The sequence below is a fragment of the Ruegeria profundi genome (genome assembly GCF_001507545.1).
GTDB lineage: Bacteria > Pseudomonadota > Alphaproteobacteria > Rhodobacterales > Rhodobacteraceae > Ruegeria > Ruegeria profundi.
The window spans coordinates 364,258-384,435 of sequence record NZ_LQBP01000001.1 but is presented as its reverse complement, the minus strand read 5'-3'; the positions used below and the strand labels follow the sequence as shown (position 1 = coordinate 384,435).

Sequence of the window (20,178 nt, the reverse complement as noted above, 5' to 3'; positions counted from 1 at the left end):
CAGACCTATCGCATGCGCAGTGCGCCGTCGATACGGATAACTTCACCGTTCAGATACCCCATCTCGACGATGAAACCGGCCAGCTTGCCGTACTCACGCGGATCACCCAGTCGCGCAGGGTTGGGAACGTCAGCGGCCAGCTGTTGCTGTACCTCTTCGGGCAGCCCGGCCAGCATGGGGGTCATGAATATGCCCGGTGCGATGGCCATAACCCGGATGCCGGTCGAGGCCAGATCGCGCGCCATGGGCAGCGTCATTCCTACGACACCGCCTTTCGAGGCCGCATAAGCCGCCTGACCCTTTTGCCCATCAAAAGCCGCGATCGAAGCGGTATTGATGATCACGCCACGCGCGCCGTCCGGTTCGGGTTCGTTCTTTGCCATTTCGGCCGCAGCCAGACGCGAGACGTTGAAGGTTCCGACCAGGTTGATGTCTATGGTGCGTTGGAAGGCGTCTAAAGGGTGGGGGCCGTCCTTACCAACGGTCTTGATCCCAAACGCGACCCCCGCGCAGTTCACAGTGGCCGTGATGCGTCCCATATTGTCCATCGCCTGCGCAATGGCCGTAGCAACCGATCCTTCGTCAGTTACGTCCGTTTGCACGAAAGTGCCGCCAATTTCGGATGCAACCCTTTCGCCCCGCTCGGAATCGCGATCAAGAATCGTAACTTTTGCGCCCTGTTCGGCAAAATACCGGGCGGTCGCTTCGCCAAGCCCCGAAGCGCCGCCAGTGATGACCGCGGATGTGGAAGACAATTGCATGGCGGATCCTTTCCTTCGGGATATGAACGTATGTTCATTTACTGCAAGGGTTTCGGTTCTGTCCACGGTTTTGATGCCTCAGAGACAGTTTTCAAAGCGTTTCTCAAGGCAAACTCAGACAATCTTTAACCACGCTTAATACCCGGGTCTCACATCGATATCGAATGCAATGAGGCGTGGCACGAACGCCCAGCAAGGAGTTAAGCGATATGTTCAAGAGTTCAAAGGTCAGAGTTCCCGCGCTGATAGCGGCACCTTTTCTGACCGTGATAGCAGCAGGCACCGTCGCAGCGGCACCAGAGGTCTGCAATTGGAAAACTGCGCGAGATGCTGCAAACCGAGGTGATTACCGGGCGTTATGCGAGTGTCAGCAGGTTACGCCCAGCTTCTTGGAGCGTCTGCAAACGCGGTCAGATTTTGCAACAACACTGCAAAACACGTCTGCGCAATGCCCCGGGTTATCCGCCTTGTTAACGGACTTGCCAACCGCATCAATCACTGCGTCAGGTAATTTGGGCGAGTCCCGCGGAGGTGAAGAGTTTGCATCGTCGGGCGTGGACAACGGAGGTGACTCTGACGGAGGAACCGGCCCCGGTAATGGTGGCGGCAGCGGTCCGGGTAATGGCGGAGGAAGCGACCCGGGCGATGGTGGCGGAAGCGACTCCGGTGACGGCGGTGGATCCGGCAACGGCGGCAATAACGGCGGCGGTGGTGGCAACCACGGCAATGGCAACGGCGGTAACAACGGCGGCGGTGGTGGCAACCACGGTAACGGCAACGGCGGCAACAATGGCGGCGGTCACGGTGGCAACCACGGCAACGGTGGCAATAACGGCGGCGGTCACGGTGGCAACCACGGCAACGGAAACGGCGGCAACAACGGCGCTTTGGCAACCACGGCAACGGCAATGGTGGAAACAACGGCGGCGGAAAAGGCGGTAAGCGATAATCGCGCCGTTACTTTCGTCCAACAGAAACGGCCACCCAATCAGGTGGCCGTTTTATGCTTCCTTCAGGTTTAGATCAGCCCAACTGAACCAGAGCGTGCCGCTTTTTCCCGGCGCTCAGTTTGATTGGGGAGGACAGCGCAGCTGCATCAATCATCAGCCCTGCATCGGTCAGCGGTGCGTCATCCAGCTTGGCGCCGTTCTCGGCGATCAGACGCTTGGCCTCTTTGCCCGATTTTGCCAGCCCTGATTTCACGATGACCTGCACGATGGACATCCCGTCGCCCAGCTCATCCGAGCTTAGCGTCAAGGTGGGAAGGTCTCCACCAACACCGCCTTTTTCAAACACCTCGCGTGCGGTGGCTTCGGCGGTCTCAGCGGCCCGGGCTCCGTGGGCCAGTGTCGTCACTTCATTGGCAAGGCGGATCTTGGCCTCGTTGATCTCGGACCCTTGCAGCGCACCCAGACGGTCACACTCATCCACGGGCAGTTCGGTATAAAGCTTCAGGAAGCGACCCACATCCGCATCGGTGGTATTGCGCCAGAACTGCCAGAACTCGTAGGGAGAGCGCATGTCGGCGTTCAGCCAAACCGCGCCATCCTGAGATTTGCCCATCTTCTTGCCGTCGCTGGTGGTCAGCAGGGGCGAAGTCAGGCCGTAGATTTCGTGATCCAGAACGCGACGGGTCAGGTCGATCCCGTTGACGATGTTACCCCACTGGTCACTGCCACCCATCTGCAGAACGCAGCCATACCGGCGGTTCAACTCGAGGAAGTCATAGGCCTGAAGGATCATGTAGTTGAATTCAAGGAAGCTCAGCGATTGTTCGCGATCCAGCCGCGATTTCACGGACTCGAACGAAAGCATCCGGTTGACCGAGAAATGCCGCCCGATATCGCGCAGGAAATCAAGGTAGTTCAGACCGTCCAGCCACTCGGCATTGTTCAGCATAAGCGCTTTGTTTTCGGCGTCAGTGTCATAGTCGATATAGGCCGCGAACACCTTCTTGATGCCCGCGATGTTTTCGTCGATCTGTTCCGGGCCCAACAGGGGGCGTTCATCCGCACGAAAAGACGGGTCGCCCACCTTGGTGGTACCGCCCCCCATCAGGGTGATCGGCTGGTGGCCGGTTTTCTGGAACCAGCGCAGCATCATGATCTGAATCAGGCTGCCCACATGCAACGACTTGGCCGTTGCATCAAAGCCGATATAGGCCGGTTTGCACCCACTGATCAGCGCTTCGTCAAGGCCCTGATAATCGGTGCAGTCGGCGAGAAAGCCGCGCTCGATCATCGTCGCGATGAAATCCGATTTGGGGTGGTAGGTCATATCGTGCCCTTTGGGTTTATGTTGCGGGGCACTGTATAGGCGGCGTGTCAGGCAAGGAAAAGGCACCTTTTCCACGAAAACGTGGGCTGGTGACTGCGATCGTTACCCGTTCCACGATTTCGTTCCGAGTTTTTTGTGGTTTCAGGCGCGCATGTAATTCCAAATTACTCGGTTTGCGTTCGATGTGACTTGCCTTTCCGATCATCCGACGTGCAGGTTGTGCGTCACATAACAAGAAAAACGAGGTGAGTGTGAACCGGGCCATCAGGAAACACGGGCCGATCAGGGCCTTGGGGGCGATGTCTGGTACATCGCTGGATGGCGTGGATGCCGCGGTTGTTGAAACTGACGGGCACCAGATTTTCGGGTTCGGCCCAAGCGGGTATCGCGCATACTCAAAAACGGAACGAGCTGATCTGCACGCCGCACTGGGCCATTGGCACGGGCCGATGGTGGATAAGGCGGCTGAGTTGGTGACGATTGCTCATGCCGAGGCGCTCTCGGAATTCGATGAGGTTGACCTGATCGGATTTCATGGACAGACCCTTGCGCACGAGCCGCGCGGGCGGGGCACGTTGCAGGTTGGTGATGGCAAAGGGCTGGCGCAGGCGCTGGGCGTGCCGGTTGTATGGGATTTCCGAAGTGATGATATCGCGATGGGTGGTGAGGGTGCGCCTCTGGCGCCGTTCTTTCACTTCGCCTGCGCCAAATGGATCGGCGCGACTCAGCCGCTGTGTTTCCTGAATCTGGGCGGCGTGGGTAACCTTACGTATGTGGACCCCAGCTTTGACGCGCCAGAGAGGCCCGGAGCCTTGTTGGCATTTGACACCGGTCCAGCCAACGCGCCGGTGGATGACCTCATGCAAGCGCGTTTCGGCCTGCAGATGGATCGCGATGGAGCAATGGCCAAAGGCGGCACGGTTGAGACCGGCGCGCTCGAACTTTTTCTGGCTGAGGCGTATTTTAACCGAATGCCGCCCAAATCTCTGGACCGAAACGACTTTGTCGAGATGATCAAGCTGGTGAAGGAACTGGACGATGCCGATGCCGTAGCTACGTTGACCGCCATGTGTGCGGCAGGCGTGGCGCAGGGTATGGAGCATTGCCCGAAACCGCCTGCGCGCGTGTTGGTGACCGGGGGTGGTCGGCACAACCCGGTGCTGATGGAAATGCTGCGTGTCTCACTTGACTGTCCGGTCGAACCGGTCGAAGCGGTGGGTCTGGACGGCGACATGCTTGAGGCGCAAGCCTTTGCCTATCTGGCCGTCCGCGTTGCGCGCGGCCTGCCAACCTCGTGCCCCGGAACAACAGGGGTCAAAGCGCTTGTTGGCGGCGGGGTTGTGAGCATGGTTCCGGGGCGAAACCAGACGATTGCCAAAGCTTGAAAACCGGGATCGACACTAACGAGCGCGCAAAAGATAGCCTTTCAACCGCGCGGAATATCAAATCCCGGCTCGGCCAACACGAAGCCATCAAACTCGAAGCCCGGCGAGACGGTGCAACTGACCAGAGTATAGTCGCCGGTCGCGCGCGCAGACTGCCAGTGGTTCTTGGGCACAATCACTTGCGGCGCACCTTTGGTCAGGTCAGGGGTCAGTAAGTGGTCGGTCGCTGGGCCTTTATCCGAAGGGCTGAGGGTTAAGGTCAGCGGCGCACCAGAGTGGAACAACCATATCTCGGTCGCGTCAACACGGTGCCAGTGGCTGCGTTCACCTGCTTGTAAAAGAAAATAGATGCAGGTGCCCGTAGCGCGACCAGCGTTGTCGGCCCGCCAGGTTTCGCGGAACCAGCCGCCTTCGGGGTGGGGTTGCAGGTGCAGGCGGTCGATGATCTCTTGCGCGGTCATGGGGTCCTCGGGGGTGTTGGGGTGATTATGCATGCGGGTGTGCGATCCGCTATGGTATTTGGGCGTTTCGACAATATGTTTGCGGCATGACCTTGAATATCCCTTTTGACAACAGCTACGCTAGGCTCCCGAACACCTTCTTCGCCCGTCAGGCGCCGGTTCCCGTGCGCGCGCCGCGCCTTGTCGCATTCAATGACAACTTGGCACAAATTTTGCGCATAACCCCCGGTGAAATAGAGGAAATGGCCCAGACTTTTGCGGGGAACGTTGTTCCTGAAGGAGCCGAACCGATTGCGCAGCTGTATTCGGGGCACCAGTTCGGTAACTACAACCCCCAGCTTGGCGATGGGCGCGCCGTTCTTCTAGGTGAAACCGTTGGTACAGATGGCGTGCGTCGCGACATTCAGTTGAAGGGGTCAGGTCAGACCCCGTTCAGCCGCCGGGGCGATGGCCGTGCGTGGCTGGGCCCGGTACTGCGGGAATATGTCGTGTCTGAGGCGATGCACGCGCTGGGCATTCCCACGACCCGAGCGCTGGCCGCGGTTGAAACCGGTGAGGTTGTTCTGCGCGAAGGTCCGATGCCCGGCGCGGTTCTGACACGCATCGCACAAAGCCATCTACGTGTGGGAACGTTTCAGGTGTTTGCCGGTCGGGGACAGATTGACAGCCTGAAGCGTCTGACCGACTACGCCATCGCCCGACACTATCCGAATGCAACGGGGCCGATGGACCTGTTGCGCGCGGTGCGCGACGCACAGGCACGGCTGATTGCAGGTTGGATGAGCGTGGGTTTTATCCATGGGGTGATGAACACCGACAATTTCTCAATCGCCGGCGAAACGATTGACTATGGTCCCTGCGCTTTTATGGACAGCTACCACCCGAACACAGTGTACAGCTCGATTGATCGGATGGGGCGCTATGCGTATTCCAATCAACCCGACATTGCCGTGTGGAACCTAGCACAGCTTGCAACGGCTTTGATCCAGCAATTCGAGGACCCCGAGCACGCCGTCGAAGAGGCGACCGAGATCGTGCACGCAATGCCCGGTCTGATACAGCAGGAATGGTTGGCCCGGTTCCGCGCCAAGATCGGCCTGTCATCGGAAGACAAAGGCGATGAGGCGTTGATCGCTGACCTGCTGACCCGGATGGCGCAGAACTCGGCCGATTTCACCAATACCTTCCGGGCGTTAAGCAGTGGCAAGGCTCGCGATCAGTTCCTTGCCCCCGACGCATTCGATGACTGGGCGAAGGTGTGGCAGGAACGGCTGAAGCGCGAGGAAAACCCTCAGGCCGTGATGAATGCCGCCAACCCCGCCTTTATCCCGCGTAATCACAGAGTCGAGCAGATGATCCAGGCGGCTGTTCAGGGGGACTATGCGCCGTTCCACCGGCTCAACGCCGTGCTTGCACACCCCTACGAGGATCAGCCCGAGGCCACCGATCTAGCGCGACCTCCGACCGAAAGGGAAGTGGTCCACGCGACCTTCTGCGGGACGTAAAGGTGCCATAGGGTTGATCTGAACGTTTAAAGCCCCTGTCGGTAGACACCTGGCTTGCCTTTTAATCCCGCAAAATCTCTAACACGGCGGCGCTTACGATCAGCGCTGCGCCAAACGCTTCGCGCAGGCGATAGCTTGGTCGCAGGCCAGATCGTAATGAAGATCATTGGCAAAATGTAAATCGCTGACAGAAGCGCCAAGCCCAGCACTATGTTAATGACACCCGAAACGACAGGGCGGATATCCCGTGTCGTGTCGGCATAAGGTGCCAACGGCGCGGTGATCAAGAGGAGCTGCATTTGCCGCCTATTTTTTAGTCAGGTTGTCGCGGTTCGCCCTGTATGGCGGGAATCAGGGGGTTGCACCCAGCGCCCAGCGTGGCACTTTATCTGTATTTGTTTGATCAGAGCCACATGAAACCCCAGTCGACCCTGCGCATTGCCAGCTACAATATTCAGAAATGCGTCGGGCTGGATTTCCGACGGCAGCCCCAGCGCATCATGCAGGTTATCGACAGCATGAAGGCTGACATCGTGGTGCTGCAAGAGGCCGACAAACGCCTGCCGCCGCGCCCTGCTGCGTTGCCGCATTTCATGCTGGATGAGGCAGGGTGGCAAATTGTTGATCTGGGCGGGGCAGGCAGTCTGGGTTGGCATGGCAACGCCGTGATTTGGCGCGGCGACGCGATCCGTGTGCGCCAGAAGGGACATCACGACCTGCCGGGGCTAGAGCCACGGGGCATGGTGCAGGTCGAGTTCGACACGCAGATCGGGCCGTTGCGCGTGATTGGCATGCATCTGGGTCTGCTGCCAGCGTCCAGACGGCAGCAAATCACCCATATCCGCCGATTTGACAAGAAGCTGAACGATATGCCGACCGTGTGGGCTGGGGATTTCAACGAATGGTCACGCCAGCCGGTGCTGGATCATCTGGCCCCTGATATGCGATTTCTGCCGCCGGTTCCGAGTTTTCCAGCGGCTCAACCGCTGGGCGCGCTGGACCGGATCGCGCTGGGCGGGGGGTTAGAGGCGGTGTTGCACGGCGTGCATGATGCGCGGCCCGCTCATATCGCCTCGGATCATCTGCCGATCTGGGCTGATCTGCGCCGTGTGACCCAAGATGCAAATCCCCTGTGGCACCATCCGCACAGACGTATTAAGACATAAGCCCGAATTACTCTGAGGGTCACACATGACCGATACGATTATCGCCCGCTGCGAAGCAAAAGGACTGCGTATGACGGGCCAGCGCCGCACAATTGCCCAAGTGCTGCAACAAAGCGACGATCACCCCGATGTCGAGGCGCTTTATGCCCGCGCGTCCAAGGTGGATTCGGGTATCTCGATCGCTACGGTCTATCGTACCGTCAAACTGTTCGAAGAGGCGGGGATTCTCGACCGGCTGGAGTTCGGAGACGGGCGGGCGCGTTATGAAGATGCCGAACGTGATCACCACGACCACCTGATCGACATGCAGTCAGGCGAAGTGATCGAATTCGTCGACCCTGAAATCGAAGTGTTGCAGGAAAAGATCGCCGCCAAGCTGGGTTACAAGCTGAAAGGCCACCGGCTGGAACTGTACGGCGTGCCGCTCAAACAGGACTGAATCATCACGAATTGCGAAGGGCAGGCGCACGGGAATTCATGTTTTCCAGCCCGATAACGCTTGCCCGTAAGGCTTGGTTGCGCTTTTGGTGAAGATTGCGGCCGTGAGTCGGGCTGCAGGTTTCAACGGACATGATCATGAACAACGTAAACGGCATATTGCTGGTCGTCGGTGCGATGGCGGCCTTCACTCTTGAGGACATGTTCATCAAGCACCTGTCGTCCACAGTGCCGACCGGTCAGATCATGATTGTTCTTGGGCTGGTCTGCGGGCTGGTTTTTGCCGTGATGTCGGTGGTCACGCGAAAACGTATCTTTGATCCGTTTGCATGGCGTCCACTTCCCTTGGTACGTGCCGGTGCCGAAGCGGTTGGCGCGCTGACTTTTGTGACCGCACTGTCCTTGGTGGAGCTGTCCACCGTGGCCGCCGTGTTTCAGGCAATGCCGCTGGCTGTCACTATGGGAGCTGCCCTGTTTCTGGGCGAGCATGTCGGCTGGCGACGTTGGAGCGCGATTGGCGTGGGTTTCATCGGTGTCTTGATGATTATCCGCCCGGGGCTTCAGGGTTTTCAGCCCGAGTCGCTCTTTGTCGTGGCCACTGTTATTGCGATTGCCGCGCGCGACGTGATCACGCGTAAGCTGGATGTCCGGGTGGCTTCTTCCGTTGTGGCGCTTCAGGCCTATCTTGCGATTGCGCTTGCCGGCCTCGTATTAAAGGTTTTTACGGCGCAACCCGTGGTACCACTGCAAACGGCACAAATCGGTCCGTATTTGGGGGCCATCTTGTTTGGCGTCGTCGCTTACTATGGGATCGTCACCGCCATGCGGATTGGTGAGGCTTCGGCGCTGACCCCGTTTCGCTACACGCGGTTGGTCTTTTCGATTGCGGCGGGAATGCTGATGTTTGGCGAGCGTCCTGACCTGATGACACTGGCCGGTGCCACGTTGATCATGGGGTCGGGCATGTACACCTTCATGAGAGAGCGGAAGTTGGCCCGTGAGCTTGCGACGTTGGTCTGAGGGATCGCCACAGGCAGACAAAAACGATAAACTGTTAGCCCTAAACCCTCGTATTTGTCTGTGTTAGCGGTAACGTATCCGGTTTACTTTTTGTCGGGTGATGGTATGAGGCGTGCAAGTTATTTTAGCGACAGGAACGCGCCTCATGAGCACCATCATCGACATCCACGCACGCGAAATACTGGACAGCCGGGGCAACCCGACCGTTGAGGTGGACGTGATTCTGGAAGACGGCACCATGGGCCGCGCTGCTGTACCCTCGGGTGCGTCTACCGGAGCCTATGAGGCGGTGGAAAAGCGTGACGGCGACAAGTCGCGCTATATGGGCAAGGGCGTGCTAGAGGCCGTCGCGGCGGTCAACGGTGAAATTGCCGAGGAACTGGTTGGTTTTGACGCGACCGAACAGGTCGCCATCGACCAAGCCATGATTGAACTGGACGGCACCGAGAACAAAGGCCGTCTGGGGGCGAATGCAATTTTGGGCGTTTCGCTGGCGACTGCGAAAGCGGCGGCAGATTTCACAACTCAGCCCTTGTACCGTTATGTTGGCGGCACGTCGGCCCGCGTTTTGCCAGTACCGATGATGAATATCATCAACGGGGGCGAACACGCAGACAACCCGATCGACATCCAGGAATTCATGATCATGCCCGTTTCGGCCGCAAATATCCGCGAAGCGGTTCGCATGGGCTCCGAAGTGTTCCACACGCTGAAAAAAGAACTGTCAGCGGCGGGGCTGGCCACGGGTGTCGGTGATGAAGGCGGTTTTGCACCCAACATCGCCTCCACCCGCGAAGCGCTGGATTTCATTCTGAAGTCCATCGAAAAGGCGGGCTACAAACCGGGTGAGGAGATTCACCTGGCGCTCGATTGTGCGGCGACCGAATACTACAAGGATGGCAAATACGTTCTGTCGGGTGAGGGCAAGAGCCTGACCTCAGAAGAGAATGCGGACTACCTTGCGGCTCTGGTCAACGACTATCCGATCATTTCGATCGAAGATGGCATGTCCGAGGATGACTGGGACGGCTGGAAAGCCCTGACCGACGCTATCGGCGACAAGGTGCAACTGGTGGGTGACGACCTGTTCGTGACCAACCCCGCGCGTCTGGCCGAGGGGATCGAACGCGGTTGCGCGAACTCGATGCTGGTCAAGGTGAACCAGATCGGATCACTCACCGAAACCCTGCGCGCCGTCGATATGGCCCACCGTGCGCGCTATACCAACGTGATGTCGCACCGCTCGGGTGAAACCGAAGATGCCACAATTGCCGATCTTGCCGTTGCAACCAATTGCGGTCAGATCAAGACCGGCTCGCTTGCGCGGTCGGACCGGTTGGCCAAGTACAACCAATTGATCCGCATCGAAGAATCTCTGGGCGAAGTGGCAGAATATGCCGGGGCTTCGATCCTTAAGCGCTGAATGCTACGCTGATCCCTGAATTTACCGAGGATCAGCCCGTGCTTCGCATTACAGAACCAACAACGCCGGACCAAGTCGAAGCGGTCCGGCGTTTGTGTTGGGACTATCGTGATTTTCTGCTGACGCTGGATGCGCACTCTCAGAAAATAGTTCGAACCTTCTATCCACACGAAAAATATGCGCGGATGCTTTCGTCTATAGAAACGGAACACAGCCCGCCAAACGGTGGCATGCGTCTTGCTGTGAAAGATGATCAGCCCGTCGGGTGCGGGATGTTCCACACGATCGCCCCGCGCGTAGCCGAGATAAAACGCGTATTCGTGGCAGATAGCGTGCGGGGCGCAGGTGTGGGTTTTGCGATAATGCAATCCCTTATCGAACAGTGCCGCGAGCGCGGATTTGATTATATTCGTATGGACACAGGCAAACCGATGCAGACTGCTGCGCGTTTATACCTGTCGATGGGGTTCTCTTTGCGGGATGCTTATTCAGAGATTCCAGAAATCGCGAGGGGTCATCTGCTGTTTTTTGAGATGGATCTGCGCGCGAACAACTCTGCCTGAAGAACGTGCAGTTATTTTCGCTTGGTTTTCTAATTGAAAACGCAGAGGAATCCGTCGCGTAAAAAATAAACCGTCATATATATTATTATGTGTGAACTTTTTCATACTTGTCCCGGATCGAGTTGAGGTATTCTGAACAAATTACAGAAAGGAGCACACCATGACTGGTTCTAAATTCCTTCTCGTAGCTTCAGTGATCAGCACCATACTCTTGGCGGCCTGTGCGGGGCCGGGGACCTACCCAATCACGGGTGAAGCGGTGTCGTCTGGTGACCCGGTTCAAGACATGGATATGCCAATGTTCATCTTCCGCGGCGAGTCGCGTTAAAGAACCTTGCTCATCAGCATGTATTTGTCGCGCGGTTTGAACCCCGTGCGCAAATAAAGCTTCTGCGCGGTCTCGTTCGCGCGATCGACTTCAAGGTGCAGGGCGGTCAATCCTGCATGGGACAGTGCCTTAGGCAGATTGTGCAGCACTTCTGTAGCGATGCCGCGCCCGCGGATGGCAGGGCGAATGTAGATTTCATCGACAAAGCCGTCCATGCCACCAAACTCGACCGACCAGCCGAAGGTCAGCACAATGTAACCCAACGGTGCGCGACCCGGACCGATCAGGTAAATGCATCCGTGCGGGATACCTTCCAGCAATGGCAATAGGGCGTCACGTCTTTGATCCGCGTCCTGTTCAATGCCTTCTTCCGCATGAAAAGCCGTGACCAAGCTCATGAGTCGGTCCAGATCATCGGGGCGGGCGAGCTTAAGTGCGGCGCTCATTTCATATTTTCCAATACTTTGGCTTCTGTTTTGGCAACCCAGTCGGATTTGCAGTCGCCATAAGCGTGGTAGTCGTTCGGGTGCAGATTTCCGCACCGGGTCTTTTCCGCCGCGTAAGCATCCCGAAGCGCCGGATCGGCGCGTAGCGCATCGCGGAACGCAAGGTGGCGGGTGATCTCCGATGAATTCTGGACGTAACAATGGGCCTGCATAATCCGTTTACCTGTCGCAGGATCGTCTTTGCGGACATAGCGCCGACCAGGCAGACCGAATTCACCCAGCCATTCGTATCCCAATGCTTCGATCAACGGTCGGGCGGCATCCATTTGATCGAGGTCCGCAAAGACCGGCAGCAGATCGATGATCGGCTTCGCAGGCAGATGAGGGACCGAGGTTGAGCCGATATGATGGATCTCAACAAGGCCGGGCAAATCGGCATTCTGCCAGCGCGTGACTTCGGTGATAGCCTGCTGCGGCCACGCTGGATCGGGCGAGGAAAGAAGGCTCATAACCGGGCCAGTCTTTCTGTCAGCAGATCGAAGAAGCCATCGGTGTCAATATCCCCGATGAACAACGCATTGGGCAGGTGGTCCGTGACACCCCACCAGTCGGCAACGGTCATGCCCATGGTCAATTCAGACTGTGTTTCAATCTGAACGTTTATGTGACGGCCCGAAAATAGCTCTGGCCGGATCAGATAGGCTGTCACGCAGGGGTCGTGCAACGGCGCGCCCTCCGAGCCGTATTTTTCCTTGTCGAAGCGTTCGAAGAAATCCGTCATTTCGGCCACAGCGTGACCAACTTTTGTGTCAAGCGCGCGGAAGGCATCGTTGCGCTGTTTCGTAACCAGCGCCTTATGCGTTACGTCCAGCGGCATGACGATGATTGGAGCGCCAGATTTAAAAACGATATCAGCGGCTTCAGGATCGACATAAATGTTGAATTCAGCGGTTGGTGTGATGTTTCCAACCTCGAAATACGCTCCGCCCATCAAGATAATTTCCGGCACCCGGTCGATGATGTCAGGGGCTTTCTGAAAAGCGGTGGCAATGTTGGTCAGCGGCCCAAGCGGGCACAACGTGACAGTTCCAGGCTTGTTCTTACGCAGCGTGTCGATGATGAACTCCACCGCGTGCCCGTCGGTCAAAGCCATTTGTGGATCAGGGAGAACGGGGCCATCAAGCCCGGTTTTGCCATGCACATGCTCTGCCGTGACCAAAGGGCGTTTCAGGGGGCGGTCGCAACCGGCGTATACTGGAATATGCGTTTTCCCCGCCAACTCGCAGACAATGCGCGCGTTTTTGGCGGTCAGCTCCAGCGGCACGTTTCCGGCGACGGCGGTAATCCCCAACACGTCGATCTCTTCCGGGCTGGCCAGCGCCAGCAGGATGGCCACTGCGTCGTCCTGACCAGGATCGGTGTCTATGATGATTTTGCGCGGTGCCATGCGTTACCTCCGGGATCTTGAAGCGCGGACACTCGCAAGTGTAACCGCGCTTGTCCAGCGGTTTCAGGCGTTGCTCGGTACATCCACAGGCGGGAGTTTGCCATTGGCGCGATGCTCTTCGGTTTTCACCTCATCCCAGAGCGCATCCATCTCGGCCAGATCGCTTTGTGACGGGGTCTTGCCACGGGCAGCCAGGCGTGCCTCAACCTGTTCAAAGCGGCGGGTGAACTTGGCGTTGGTGCGGCGCAGAGCGGCCTCTGGCTCGATACCCAGATGACGGCCCAGATTGACCATCACGAACAGCAGGTCGCCGAACTCATCTTCAAGCGCGTCGGGGTCCATCCGGTTGCGTGCCTCTTCCAACTCGGCGGCCTCTTCGGTGATCTTTGCGAGGACATGGCTCGCATCAGGCCAGTCGAACCCTACGCGCGCGGCGCGTTTCTGCAGCTTGTGGGCGCGTAGGAGGGCGGGCAGGTTTGCTGCAAGACCGTCCAGCGCGCCTTTTTGTTCTTTGCCAGCGCGTTCTGCTGCCTTGATGGTTTCCCAATCCAGCGTTTGTTGTTCTGCGGATTTGTCGCGCGATTCGTCTCCGAACACATGCGGATGGCGGGCGACCATCTTGTCCGACATGGTGCGGACCACGTCCTGAAAGGTAAAATACCCGGCTTCTTCGGCCATTTGCGCGTGAAAGACGGATTGGAACAGCAGGTCGCCCAATTCCCCCTTCAACTCGTCATAGGCCTCGCGTTCGATGGCGTCGGCGACCTCATAGGCCTCTTCAATCGTGTAGGGGGCAATCGTGCCAAAATCCTGTTCGATATCCCACGGGCAGCCTGTTTCAGGGTCGCGCAGGCGGCGCATGATTTCCAGCAGACGCTCGATCCCGGCGTCGCTGTCGTGGATCAGAGGATTTTCGGCCATTGCGAACCCTTTCGTTCCGGTGTCAGATGCATGCATTCCGCACTCAGGATCAGGAGTCCACCCCAGATGCCGGTCGTCAACCGAATTGCTGATTTCTCTTCCGATATGGCCACGTGGCGCCGACACCTGCATTCCATCCCAGAACTTGCCTTCGACTGCCATGAAACGGCGGCTTTTGTAGCTGACCGTTTGCGCGGGTTCGGAGTTGATGAGCTGCACGAAGGAATCGCCACAACGGGGATTGTCGCGATTATCAACGGGCAGGGCGATGGCCAGACCATTGGCCTGCGGGCAGATATGGACGCGCTGCCGATACCTGAGGATACGGGTGTTGAATACGCTTCGAAACATCCCGGCAAAATGCATGCCTGTGGTCATGACGGCCACACAACTATGCTGTTGGGGGCCGCGCGATACCTGGCCGAGACGAGGAATTTTTGTGGGCGGGTGGCGCTGATCTTTCAACCCGCCGAAGAAGAGGGCGGCGGCGCTGGTGTTATGGTGGAAGAAGGCATCATGGATCGGTTCGACATTGCCCAAGTCTATGCGCTGCACAACGCGCCGGGCCTGCCCGAGGGGGCCTTTCACACGACACCGGGTGCGATCATGGCGGCGGTGGATACGTTCCATGTGTATATCCAAGGTGTTGGCGGTCATGGCGCCATGCCGCACGAAACCCGCGATCCTGTCATGGCTGCCTGTGGTATCGCGCAGGCACTTCAGACCATCGTCAGTCGAAATCACCACGCACTTGACGATCTTGTCGTTTCCGTCACGCAGATTCACACAGGTACGGTGAATAACGTCGTCCCCGATACAGCCTATATCAACGGCACGGTACGCACGTTCGATCCAGCGGTCCAACAGATGGTGATTGAGCGGATGGAGCAGATCGTGCAGGGGCAAGCGGCCTCGTACGGGGTCGAGGCGCGGTTGGACTACGAGGTGGACTATCCCGCCACGATTAACGATGCCGAAAGCACCCGCTTCGCGTCTGACGTAGCGCGCGAAATCTCGGGGCCCGAACAGGTTGTCGACAATATGACCCGCAACATGGGGGCCGAGGATTTTTCATACATGCTGCAGGCCCGTCCGGGCGCCTACCTGTTTCTGGGTCAGGGCAAGGGGGCCGGGCTGCACCATCCGAAATACAATTTCAATGACGAGATCGCGCCGGTGGGCGCCTCGTTCCTTGCGCGGATCGTCGAAAAGGCGCAGCCGCTGGGGTAAAAAGGAAACCACATGGCACTGGAAGACGCAAAAACTCAGGTAGACGAAGCCTTTACCAACCCGGACCTCAAAGGGCTGTCTTTTGAAAACACGTTTGGCGGGGCAACCTCGTTCCTGCGGCGGCTTTACACCAAGACCCTGACCGGTGTGGATATCGCCGTCACTGGCGTGCCGTTCGATCAGGCCGTCACAAACCGACCCGGTACTCGACTGGGTCCCCGCGCGATCCGTGAGGCGAGCGCGTTGCAATCCCCTGACGCGCCCTATGGCTGGCCGTTTGATGCGCTGAGTGAGCTGGCAATCATCGACTACGGCGACGTGGCCTATGACTATGCCAATATTCCGGCCTTCCCCGATCTGCTCACCGATCATATCCGAACGATACTGGCGGCTGACGTGGCCTCGGTTTCGCTGGGCGGGGATCACTATATCAGCTTTCCGATCCTGAAAGCCTATGCCGAGAAATATGGGCCCATGTCGCTGCTGCAATTCGATGCGCATACAGATACATGGGCGGATGACGATATGTCCCGCGTTGATCACGGGACGATGTTCTACAAGGCAGTCAAGTCGGGGATCGTGGACCCAAAACGCTCGGTTCAGGTGGGGATTCGCACCACCAACGAAGATACGCTGGGCGTCAACATTATCAACGCACGCGAGGTTTATGAAGCCGGACCCGCTGCGGTGGCGGAAAAGATCAAGGGCATTCTTGGCGACAGCCCGGTTTACCTGAGCTTCGATATTGACGGTCTGGACCCCGCGTTTGCCCCCGGCACGGGTACGCCGGTCTGGGGCGGGCTAAGCTCCATCCAGGCGCAGATCATATTGCGCGATATCGCAGGCATAAACATCAAAGGCGGAGACGTGGTCGAGGTCTCTCCGCCTTACGACACATCGGGCGCGACGGCGATTGCGGGGGCGCATGTGGCAACGCAGATCATCTGCCTGTTGGGTTGGAGAAAGTTGGAACAGGGTTAACCATTGGTTAGCCATCTTTCCGCTATCTGGCTCACCAAACGGCCAGACGGGAGAATTTCAAGAATGACTGATTTTAACCAACCCATCAGCGGAAATGACCTTGCGCGGTTTTCGGGGCCAAACACGTTCATGCGTCTGCCGCAATCGGATAAACTGGCCGGGCTGGATGTCGCTGTTTTGGGCATTCCGATGGATATCGGGACATCGTGGCGGTCTGGCACTCGATTCGGGCCCAAGCAAATTCGCAGCGAAAGTGCGATGATCCGGCCCTACAACATGGCAAACTCTGCCGCGCCCTTTGACAGTTTGCAGATCGCAGATATTGGCGATCTGGCGATCAACACCTTTTCGCTGGCCGACAGTTTGAAGATCATCAAGGAAAGCTACGATACCATCGTGGCCAACGGAGTGACGCCTGTTGCAATGGGGGGCGATCATTCGATCACATTGCCGATCCTGCGAGCGATCGCAGCCAAGCGCGGGCCGGTTGCGTTGGTCCATGTGGACGCGCATGCAGATGTCAACGACGAGATGTTTGGCGAGAAAGAGACACATGGCACCGTCTTCCGCCGCGCTTACGAAGAGGGGCTGATCATTCCTGACAAGACCTTTCAGATCGGCATTCGCGGCTCGGGCTACGCAGCATCGGATTTTTCTGAAGCCAAGGGCTGGGGTTTCCGCCAGTTCCCCGCGTGGGAGTTGTGGCAGCAGAACCTTACGGAAATCGGGTCCCAGGTTCGCAAAACGGTTGGGGACCACCCGGTTTACCTGTCGTTTGACATCGACAGCCTGGACCCGTCCTTCGCACCCGGAACGGGTACGCCTGAGATCGGGGGGCTGACGACCCCGCAGGCGCTGCAATTGATCCATGCGCTTAGCGGAATCAATCTGGTGGGCTGCGATCTGGTTGAGGTCTCACCGCCCTACGACCCATCGGGCAATACAGCGCTTACGGCAGCAAACCTGCTGTTCGAGATGCTTTGCATCCTGCCCGGAGTGTTGTCGCGGTAGAAATTCTACCACGCACTCTATTTCAAAGGTCAGAGAACTGCTCTGCAATGTAAAAGGTTCGGGATGAAACGAGTGTTAATTCTTGGGCTGCTGGCCGTGTTGATCGCATTGACCGTGTTTCGTTTCGCTCCAACTGATCCTGATCGTTGGCACGTTGCCCTTGCCGGTGACGCAGATCGGGACATGCCCGGCGGTGTGTTCCGCATTGTCGAAGATCTACCCAATGGCCTAGTGCGTCTGCATGTCATTGCCACGCAAGCGCCCCGCACTGATGTCTTGGCGGGATCCGTGCCAGAGGGAATGGTCACTTACGTAACGCGCAGCAGGGTCTTTGGTTTTCCGGACTACACAACAGCGCAGCAGGACGGTGACACCCTGCGCATACACGGGCGTCTACGATTTGGGCGGAGCGATTTCGGGGTAAATCGGGACCGAGTTGATGGATGGCTGGATGCTCTGAAGGTTTGAAGACAAGCATCCCTCCTGCACTTCGCGCCACATCGGCACGTTCAGCGACATCTGGCACTGGGCCGTGAACATGCGGCCATCGACCTGAAGGCAGATCAACTCGCCCAGTTCGATGCGTGTGCCGGATTTGTCGGTACAATAGCAGTCCTGTACCTTGCCGCCGGGGCCAACAACATCGGCCAGGGCAGGGGCCGCGCACAATAGAAAAACAAGCGCCAAACCTTTCATGAGCCGCAGCTTAGCACACGGTCGGCCCTTGACCAAAGCCTCGGATTAAGAGACACCGCGCGGATGATCCCAGAAGAACGCCTTGTGCAGATAACCCAGCGATTCCAGTACCTCGAAGCGGCCATGGCCGATGGCGCCTCGGGTGGAGATATCGCGGCGCTGGCCAAGGAGTATTCCGACCTGAAGCCGGTCGTTGATCAGATCATGTCGTGGCGTCAGCTTGTCGCTGATCTGGCTGAGGCCAAGGAGATGCTGTCTGATCCGGATATGAAGGAATTGGCCGAAGAGGAGATTCCAGCGCTGCAAGCCCGTATCCCCGAGGCCGAACATGCGCTGCAACTGGCGCTTTTGCCGCGTGACAAGGCGGACGCGCGCCCAGCGATGCTTGAGATCAGACCGGGCACAGGTGGGGATGAGGCCGCATTGTTCGCGGGTGACCTCCTGCGGATGTATCAGCGCTATGCAGAAAACCGCGGCTGGCAATTTGAAATCATCGAGGAACAGACCTCGGACCTTGGCGGGATCAAGGAGGTGGTCGCCCATATCAAAGGCGAAAATGTCTTTGCCCGAATGAAATACGAATCCGGTGTGCATCGCGTTCAGCGCGTACCGGAAACCGAAAGCGGCGGGCGCATCCATACGTCGGCCGCAACGGTCGCGGTTCTGCCCGAAGCCGAGGATGTCGATATTCAGATTGACGCCAATGACATTCGTATCGACACGATGCGCAGTTCGGGGGCCGGCGGGCAGCATGTGAACACAACCGACTCGGCGGTGCGGATCACACACCTGCCGACCGGTTTGGTGGTGACAAGCTCGGAAAAGTCGCAGCATCGCAACCGAGAGATCGCGATGCAGGTGCTGAAAACACGCCTCTTTGATCTTGAGCGGCAGCGGATCGACAGTGAACGTTCGGCAGATCGGGCCAGTCAAGTTGGCTCGGGCGATCGGTCCGAACGTATCCGGACGTACAATTTTCCGCAGGGCCGCATGACGGATCATCGGATTAACCTGACGCTGTACAAGCTGGATCAGGTCATGCAGGGCGACTTGGATGAGGTGATCGACGCGCTGACGGCTGATGATCAGGCGCGGCTGTTGGCGGAGATGGCGCAATGATCGCTGCGCTGACGGCAGCGCAGGCCATGGTCGCGGCCACTGCACGCCTGCGGGCTGCGGGTGTGGACGATCCGGCTCGTGATGCGCGGGTTCTGCTGGCCCACGCCGCGCGGATCGAAGCCAGCCGGGTTACGCTGATTGCACCCGAAGAACTGTCACCCGAAATTGCCGAACGTTATGACCAATTGATCTCATTGCGGGCCATTCGGGTGCCGGTATCACATCTTCTGGGCGAACGTGAATTCTACGGCCGTCGGTTCCGTGTCAGCCGCGATGTTCTTGATCCGCGCCCTGAAACCGAAACGCTGATCGAGGCCGCGCTGAGCGAACCGTTTGACCATGTATTGGATTTGGGCACCGGTTCCGGCTGTATCCTGATCACACTGTTGCTTGAGCGGACCAGCGCGACGGGTGTTGGCGCAGATCTGAGCGAAGCCGCCTGCCTGCAGGCCAGCGCAAATGCGGTCTCTCATAAGATACACGGGCGTGCCGAAGTTGTATGCTCTGACTGGTTTGAGAACATTCATGGCCAGTTCGATCTAATTGTTTCGAATCCGCCTTATATTGCGCTGAGCGAGCTGCAGGACCTTTCGCCCGAAGTGCGAGAACACGAGCCGCGTATGGCCTTGACGGACGAGGGTGACGGCCTTGGCGCATACCGCCATATCGCTGCCTCGGCACAGGACTTCCTGATGCCCGGAGGGCGCATCTTGGTAGAAATTGGACCAACTCAGGGAAAATGCGTTCTGTCGCTGTTTGAAGCAGCGGGTCTGACGGGAACGCGGATCATCCCCGATCTGGACGGTCGCGACCGTGTTGTTATGGCCAGAATGCCATAGTTGCAGCCCAAGGTGAGGCTAAAAAGTGCCGATAATTGTAAAAAAGCTGCGAATTTTTGGACAAACCTCTTGTCTGCACGCGCTGGACATGCTTACTCAGAGTCAGTCGGCGAGGCTGACGCTGTTTCAGCGGGCCCCTGACGCCAAGCCCAAAAAAGTCG

General features: G+C 58.1%; 24 protein-coding genes. 15 read left to right on the top strand and 9 right to left on the bottom strand.

Annotated elements, in window-relative coordinates; all coding sequences use genetic code 11:
• Positions 1-5 precede the first annotated feature (5 nt).
• A complete protein-coding gene (locus tag AVO44_RS01895; RefSeq protein WP_068331750.1) occupies positions 6-761 on the bottom strand; it encodes a 3-hydroxyacyl-CoA dehydrogenase in 756 nt (251 codons plus the stop codon).
• A 209-nt stretch (positions 762-970) separates the two neighbouring features.
• Here AVO44_RS01895 and AVO44_RS20880 point away from each other — a divergent pair, with 209 nt between their 5' ends.
• A complete protein-coding gene (locus tag AVO44_RS20880; protein ID WP_068331749.1) occupies positions 971-1,783 on the top strand; it encodes a hypothetical protein in 813 nt (270 codons plus the stop codon).
• A gap of 1 nt (position 1,784) precedes the next feature.
• Here the strand turns inward: AVO44_RS20880 and tyrS are convergent, their stop codons facing one another.
• A complete protein-coding gene (tyrS, locus tag AVO44_RS01885) occupies positions 1,785-3,038 on the bottom strand; it encodes a tyrosine--tRNA ligase (protein ID WP_068331748.1) in 1,254 nt (417 codons plus the stop codon).
• Positions 3,039-3,289: 251 nt separating this feature from the next.
• Between tyrS and AVO44_RS01880 the strand changes: the two genes are divergently transcribed.
• Complete coding sequence (locus AVO44_RS01880) at positions 3,290-4,423, top strand: anhydro-N-acetylmuramic acid kinase (protein WP_068331747.1); 1,134 nt, start codon at positions 3,290-3,292, stop codon at positions 4,421-4,423.
• Positions 4,424-4,464: 41 nt separating this feature from the next.
• Here the strand turns inward: AVO44_RS01880 and AVO44_RS01875 are convergent, their stop codons facing one another.
• On the bottom strand, positions 4,465-4,884 hold the full coding sequence (locus tag AVO44_RS01875) for a cupin domain-containing protein (RefSeq protein WP_068332633.1): 420 nt from the start codon (positions 4,882-4,884) through the stop codon (positions 4,465-4,467).
• An 86-nt stretch (positions 4,885-4,970) separates the two neighbouring features.
• Between AVO44_RS01875 and AVO44_RS01870 the strand changes: the two genes are divergently transcribed.
• Positions 4,971-6,389 carry a protein adenylyltransferase SelO gene (locus tag AVO44_RS01870; RefSeq protein WP_068331745.1) on the top strand — a complete coding sequence of 473 codons (1,419 nt, stop codon included), beginning with the start codon at positions 4,971-4,973 and terminating at the stop codon, positions 6,387-6,389.
• Positions 6,390-6,415: 26 nt separating this feature from the next.
• On the opposite strand, the gene AVO44_RS01865 is transcribed toward AVO44_RS01870, so the two are convergent.
• Positions 6,416-6,688 (bottom strand): hypothetical protein, encoded by a 273-nt coding sequence (locus AVO44_RS01865; RefSeq protein WP_068331742.1) that lies wholly within the window; start codon positions 6,686-6,688, stop codon positions 6,416-6,418.
• 114 nt (positions 6,689-6,802) lie between these two features.
• On the opposite strand from AVO44_RS01865, the gene AVO44_RS01860 reads away from it, so the two are divergent.
• From AVO44_RS01860 to AVO44_RS21210, 6 genes are all read left to right on the top strand, one after another.
• Positions 6,803-7,555 carry an endonuclease/exonuclease/phosphatase family protein gene (locus AVO44_RS01860; RefSeq protein WP_068332630.1) on the top strand — a complete coding sequence of 251 codons (753 nt, stop codon included), beginning with the start codon at positions 6,803-6,805 and terminating at the stop codon, positions 7,553-7,555.
• Positions 7,556-7,580: 25 nt separating this feature from the next.
• Positions 7,581-7,994, top strand: a complete 414-nt coding sequence (locus tag AVO44_RS01855) for a Fur family transcriptional regulator (protein WP_068331741.1) — start codon at positions 7,581-7,583, stop codon at positions 7,992-7,994.
• Between the two features lie 137 nt (positions 7,995-8,131).
• Positions 8,132-9,013 (top strand): DMT family transporter, encoded by an 882-nt coding sequence (locus AVO44_RS01850; RefSeq protein ID WP_068332628.1) that lies wholly within the window; start codon positions 8,132-8,134, stop codon positions 9,011-9,013.
• Between the two features lie 145 nt (positions 9,014-9,158).
• Positions 9,159-10,436: a phosphopyruvate hydratase gene (eno, locus tag AVO44_RS01845; protein WP_068331740.1), complete on the top strand. Its 1,278-nt coding sequence runs from the start codon at positions 9,159-9,161 to the stop codon at positions 10,434-10,436.
• A gap of 38 nt (positions 10,437-10,474) precedes the next feature.
• Complete coding sequence (locus tag AVO44_RS01840; RefSeq protein WP_068331737.1) at positions 10,475-10,999, top strand: GNAT family N-acetyltransferase; 525 nt, start codon at positions 10,475-10,477, stop codon at positions 10,997-10,999.
• A 160-nt stretch (positions 11,000-11,159) separates the two neighbouring features.
• Positions 11,160-11,327 (top strand): hypothetical protein, encoded by a 168-nt coding sequence (locus tag AVO44_RS21210; RefSeq protein ID WP_169794822.1) that lies wholly within the window; start codon positions 11,160-11,162, stop codon positions 11,325-11,327.
• Here the strand turns inward: AVO44_RS21210 and AVO44_RS01835 are convergent.
• The 4 genes from AVO44_RS01835 to mazG form a co-directional block, all read right to left on the bottom strand.
• Positions 11,324-11,773 carry a GNAT family N-acetyltransferase gene (locus tag AVO44_RS01835; protein ID WP_068331735.1) on the bottom strand — a complete coding sequence of 150 codons (450 nt, stop codon included), beginning with the start codon at positions 11,771-11,773 and terminating at the stop codon, positions 11,324-11,326. The two genes, AVO44_RS21210 and AVO44_RS01835, sit on opposite strands and share 4 nt — an antisense overlap.
• On the bottom strand, positions 11,770-12,282 hold the full coding sequence (locus tag AVO44_RS01830) for a GrpB family protein (RefSeq protein WP_068331732.1): 513 nt from the start codon (positions 12,280-12,282) through the stop codon (positions 11,770-11,772). Before AVO44_RS01830 ends, AVO44_RS01835 begins: the two co-directional genes overlap by 4 nt.
• A complete protein-coding gene (locus AVO44_RS01825) occupies positions 12,279-13,220 on the bottom strand; it encodes a nucleoside hydrolase (protein ID WP_068331729.1) in 942 nt (313 codons plus the stop codon). The genes AVO44_RS01830 and AVO44_RS01825 overlap by 4 nt, the downstream gene beginning before the upstream one ends.
• A gap of 63 nt (positions 13,221-13,283) precedes the next feature.
• Positions 13,284-14,141 carry a nucleoside triphosphate pyrophosphohydrolase gene (gene mazG, locus AVO44_RS01820; protein WP_068332625.1) on the bottom strand — a complete coding sequence of 286 codons (858 nt, stop codon included), beginning with the start codon at positions 14,139-14,141 and terminating at the stop codon, positions 13,284-13,286.
• 66 nt (positions 14,142-14,207) lie between these two features.
• On the opposite strand from mazG, the gene AVO44_RS01815 reads away from it, so the two are divergent.
• The 4 genes from AVO44_RS01815 to AVO44_RS20540 all read left to right on the top strand — a co-directional run bounded on the left by AVO44_RS01815 (position 14,208) and on the right by AVO44_RS20540 (position 17,831).
• On the top strand, positions 14,208-15,371 hold the full coding sequence (locus tag AVO44_RS01815) for a M20 aminoacylase family protein (RefSeq protein WP_068331726.1): 1,164 nt from the start codon (positions 14,208-14,210) through the stop codon (positions 15,369-15,371).
• A gap of 12 nt (positions 15,372-15,383) precedes the next feature.
• Positions 15,384-16,352, top strand: a complete 969-nt coding sequence (gene speB, locus AVO44_RS01810; RefSeq protein WP_068331722.1) for an agmatinase — start codon at positions 15,384-15,386, stop codon at positions 16,350-16,352.
• Between the two features lie 63 nt (positions 16,353-16,415).
• On the top strand, positions 16,416-17,363 hold the full coding sequence (speB, locus tag AVO44_RS01805; RefSeq protein ID WP_068331719.1) for an agmatinase: 948 nt from the start codon (positions 16,416-16,418) through the stop codon (positions 17,361-17,363).
• Between the two features lie 63 nt (positions 17,364-17,426).
• Positions 17,427-17,831, top strand: a complete 405-nt coding sequence (locus AVO44_RS20540; protein ID WP_082677358.1) for a DUF1499 domain-containing protein — start codon at positions 17,427-17,429, stop codon at positions 17,829-17,831.
• On the opposite strand, the gene AVO44_RS21515 is transcribed toward AVO44_RS20540, so the two are convergent.
• Positions 17,757-18,059 carry a hypothetical protein gene (locus AVO44_RS21515; protein WP_068331718.1) on the bottom strand — a complete coding sequence of 101 codons (303 nt, stop codon included), beginning with the start codon at positions 18,057-18,059 and terminating at the stop codon, positions 17,757-17,759. The two genes, AVO44_RS20540 and AVO44_RS21515, sit on opposite strands and share 75 nt — an antisense overlap.
• 63 nt (positions 18,060-18,122) lie before the next feature.
• Between AVO44_RS21515 and prfA the strand changes: the two genes are divergently transcribed.
• Complete coding sequence (gene prfA / locus AVO44_RS01795) at positions 18,123-19,178, top strand: peptide chain release factor 1 (protein ID WP_068331717.1); 1,056 nt, start codon at positions 18,123-18,125, stop codon at positions 19,176-19,178.
• Entirely contained in the window at positions 19,175-20,017 is an 843-nt protein-coding gene (gene prmC, locus AVO44_RS01790) for a peptide chain release factor N(5)-glutamine methyltransferase (RefSeq protein ID WP_068331716.1), read from the top strand. Before prfA ends, prmC begins: the two co-directional genes overlap by 4 nt.
• The last annotated feature ends 161 nt before the right edge of the window (positions 20,018-20,178 follow it).

What these genes read in the sequence shown, in the direction of transcription:
- AVO44_RS01895 (WP_068331750.1), bottom strand. Translation starts at nt 761, where the DNA reads ATGCAATTGTCTTCCACATCCGCGGTCATCACTGGCGGCGCTTCGGGG.
- AVO44_RS20880 (WP_068331749.1), top strand. Translation starts at nt 971, where the DNA reads ATGTTCAAGAGTTCAAAGGTCAGAGTTCCCGCGCTGATAGCGGCACCT.
- tyrS (WP_068331748.1), bottom strand. Translation starts at nt 3,038, where the DNA reads ATGACCTACCACCCCAAATCGGATTTCATCGCGACGATGATCGAGCGC.
- AVO44_RS01875 (WP_068332633.1), bottom strand. Translation starts at nt 4,884, where the DNA reads ATGACCGCGCAAGAGATCATCGACCGCCTGCACCTGCAACCCCACCCC.
- AVO44_RS01870 (WP_068331745.1), top strand. Translation starts at nt 4,971, where the DNA reads ATGACCTTGAATATCCCTTTTGACAACAGCTACGCTAGGCTCCCGAAC.
- AVO44_RS01865 (WP_068331742.1), bottom strand. Translation starts at nt 6,688, where the DNA reads ATGCAGCTCCTCTTGATCACCGCGCCGTTGGCACCTTATGCCGACACG.
- AVO44_RS01860 (WP_068332630.1), top strand. Translation starts at nt 6,803, where the DNA reads ATGAAACCCCAGTCGACCCTGCGCATTGCCAGCTACAATATTCAGAAA.
- AVO44_RS01855 (WP_068331741.1), top strand. Translation starts at nt 7,581, where the DNA reads ATGACCGATACGATTATCGCCCGCTGCGAAGCAAAAGGACTGCGTATG.
- AVO44_RS01850 (WP_068332628.1), top strand. Translation starts at nt 8,132, where the DNA reads ATGAACAACGTAAACGGCATATTGCTGGTCGTCGGTGCGATGGCGGCC.
- eno (WP_068331740.1), top strand. Translation starts at nt 9,159, where the DNA reads ATGAGCACCATCATCGACATCCACGCACGCGAAATACTGGACAGCCGG.
- AVO44_RS21210 (WP_169794822.1), top strand. Translation starts at nt 11,160, where the DNA reads ATGACTGGTTCTAAATTCCTTCTCGTAGCTTCAGTGATCAGCACCATA.
- AVO44_RS01835 (WP_068331735.1), bottom strand. Translation starts at nt 11,773, where the DNA reads ATGAGCGCCGCACTTAAGCTCGCCCGCCCCGATGATCTGGACCGACTC.
- AVO44_RS01830 (WP_068331732.1), bottom strand. Translation starts at nt 12,282, where the DNA reads ATGAGCCTTCTTTCCTCGCCCGATCCAGCGTGGCCGCAGCAGGCTATC.
- AVO44_RS01825 (WP_068331729.1), bottom strand. Translation starts at nt 13,220, where the DNA reads ATGGCACCGCGCAAAATCATCATAGACACCGATCCTGGTCAGGACGAC.
- mazG (WP_068332625.1), bottom strand. Translation starts at nt 14,141, where the DNA reads ATGGCCGAAAATCCTCTGATCCACGACAGCGACGCCGGGATCGAGCGT.
- AVO44_RS01815 (WP_068331726.1), top strand. Translation starts at nt 14,208, where the DNA reads ATGCCGGTCGTCAACCGAATTGCTGATTTCTCTTCCGATATGGCCACG.
- speB (WP_068331722.1), top strand. Translation starts at nt 15,384, where the DNA reads ATGGCACTGGAAGACGCAAAAACTCAGGTAGACGAAGCCTTTACCAAC.
- speB (WP_068331719.1), top strand. Translation starts at nt 16,416, where the DNA reads ATGACTGATTTTAACCAACCCATCAGCGGAAATGACCTTGCGCGGTTT.
- AVO44_RS20540 (WP_082677358.1), top strand. Translation starts at nt 17,427, where the DNA reads ATGAAACGAGTGTTAATTCTTGGGCTGCTGGCCGTGTTGATCGCATTG.
- AVO44_RS21515 (WP_068331718.1), bottom strand. Translation starts at nt 18,059, where the DNA reads ATGAAAGGTTTGGCGCTTGTTTTTCTATTGTGCGCGGCCCCTGCCCTG.
- prfA (WP_068331717.1), top strand. Translation starts at nt 18,123, where the DNA reads ATGATCCCAGAAGAACGCCTTGTGCAGATAACCCAGCGATTCCAGTAC.
- prmC (WP_068331716.1), top strand. Translation starts at nt 19,175, where the DNA reads ATGATCGCTGCGCTGACGGCAGCGCAGGCCATGGTCGCGGCCACTGCA.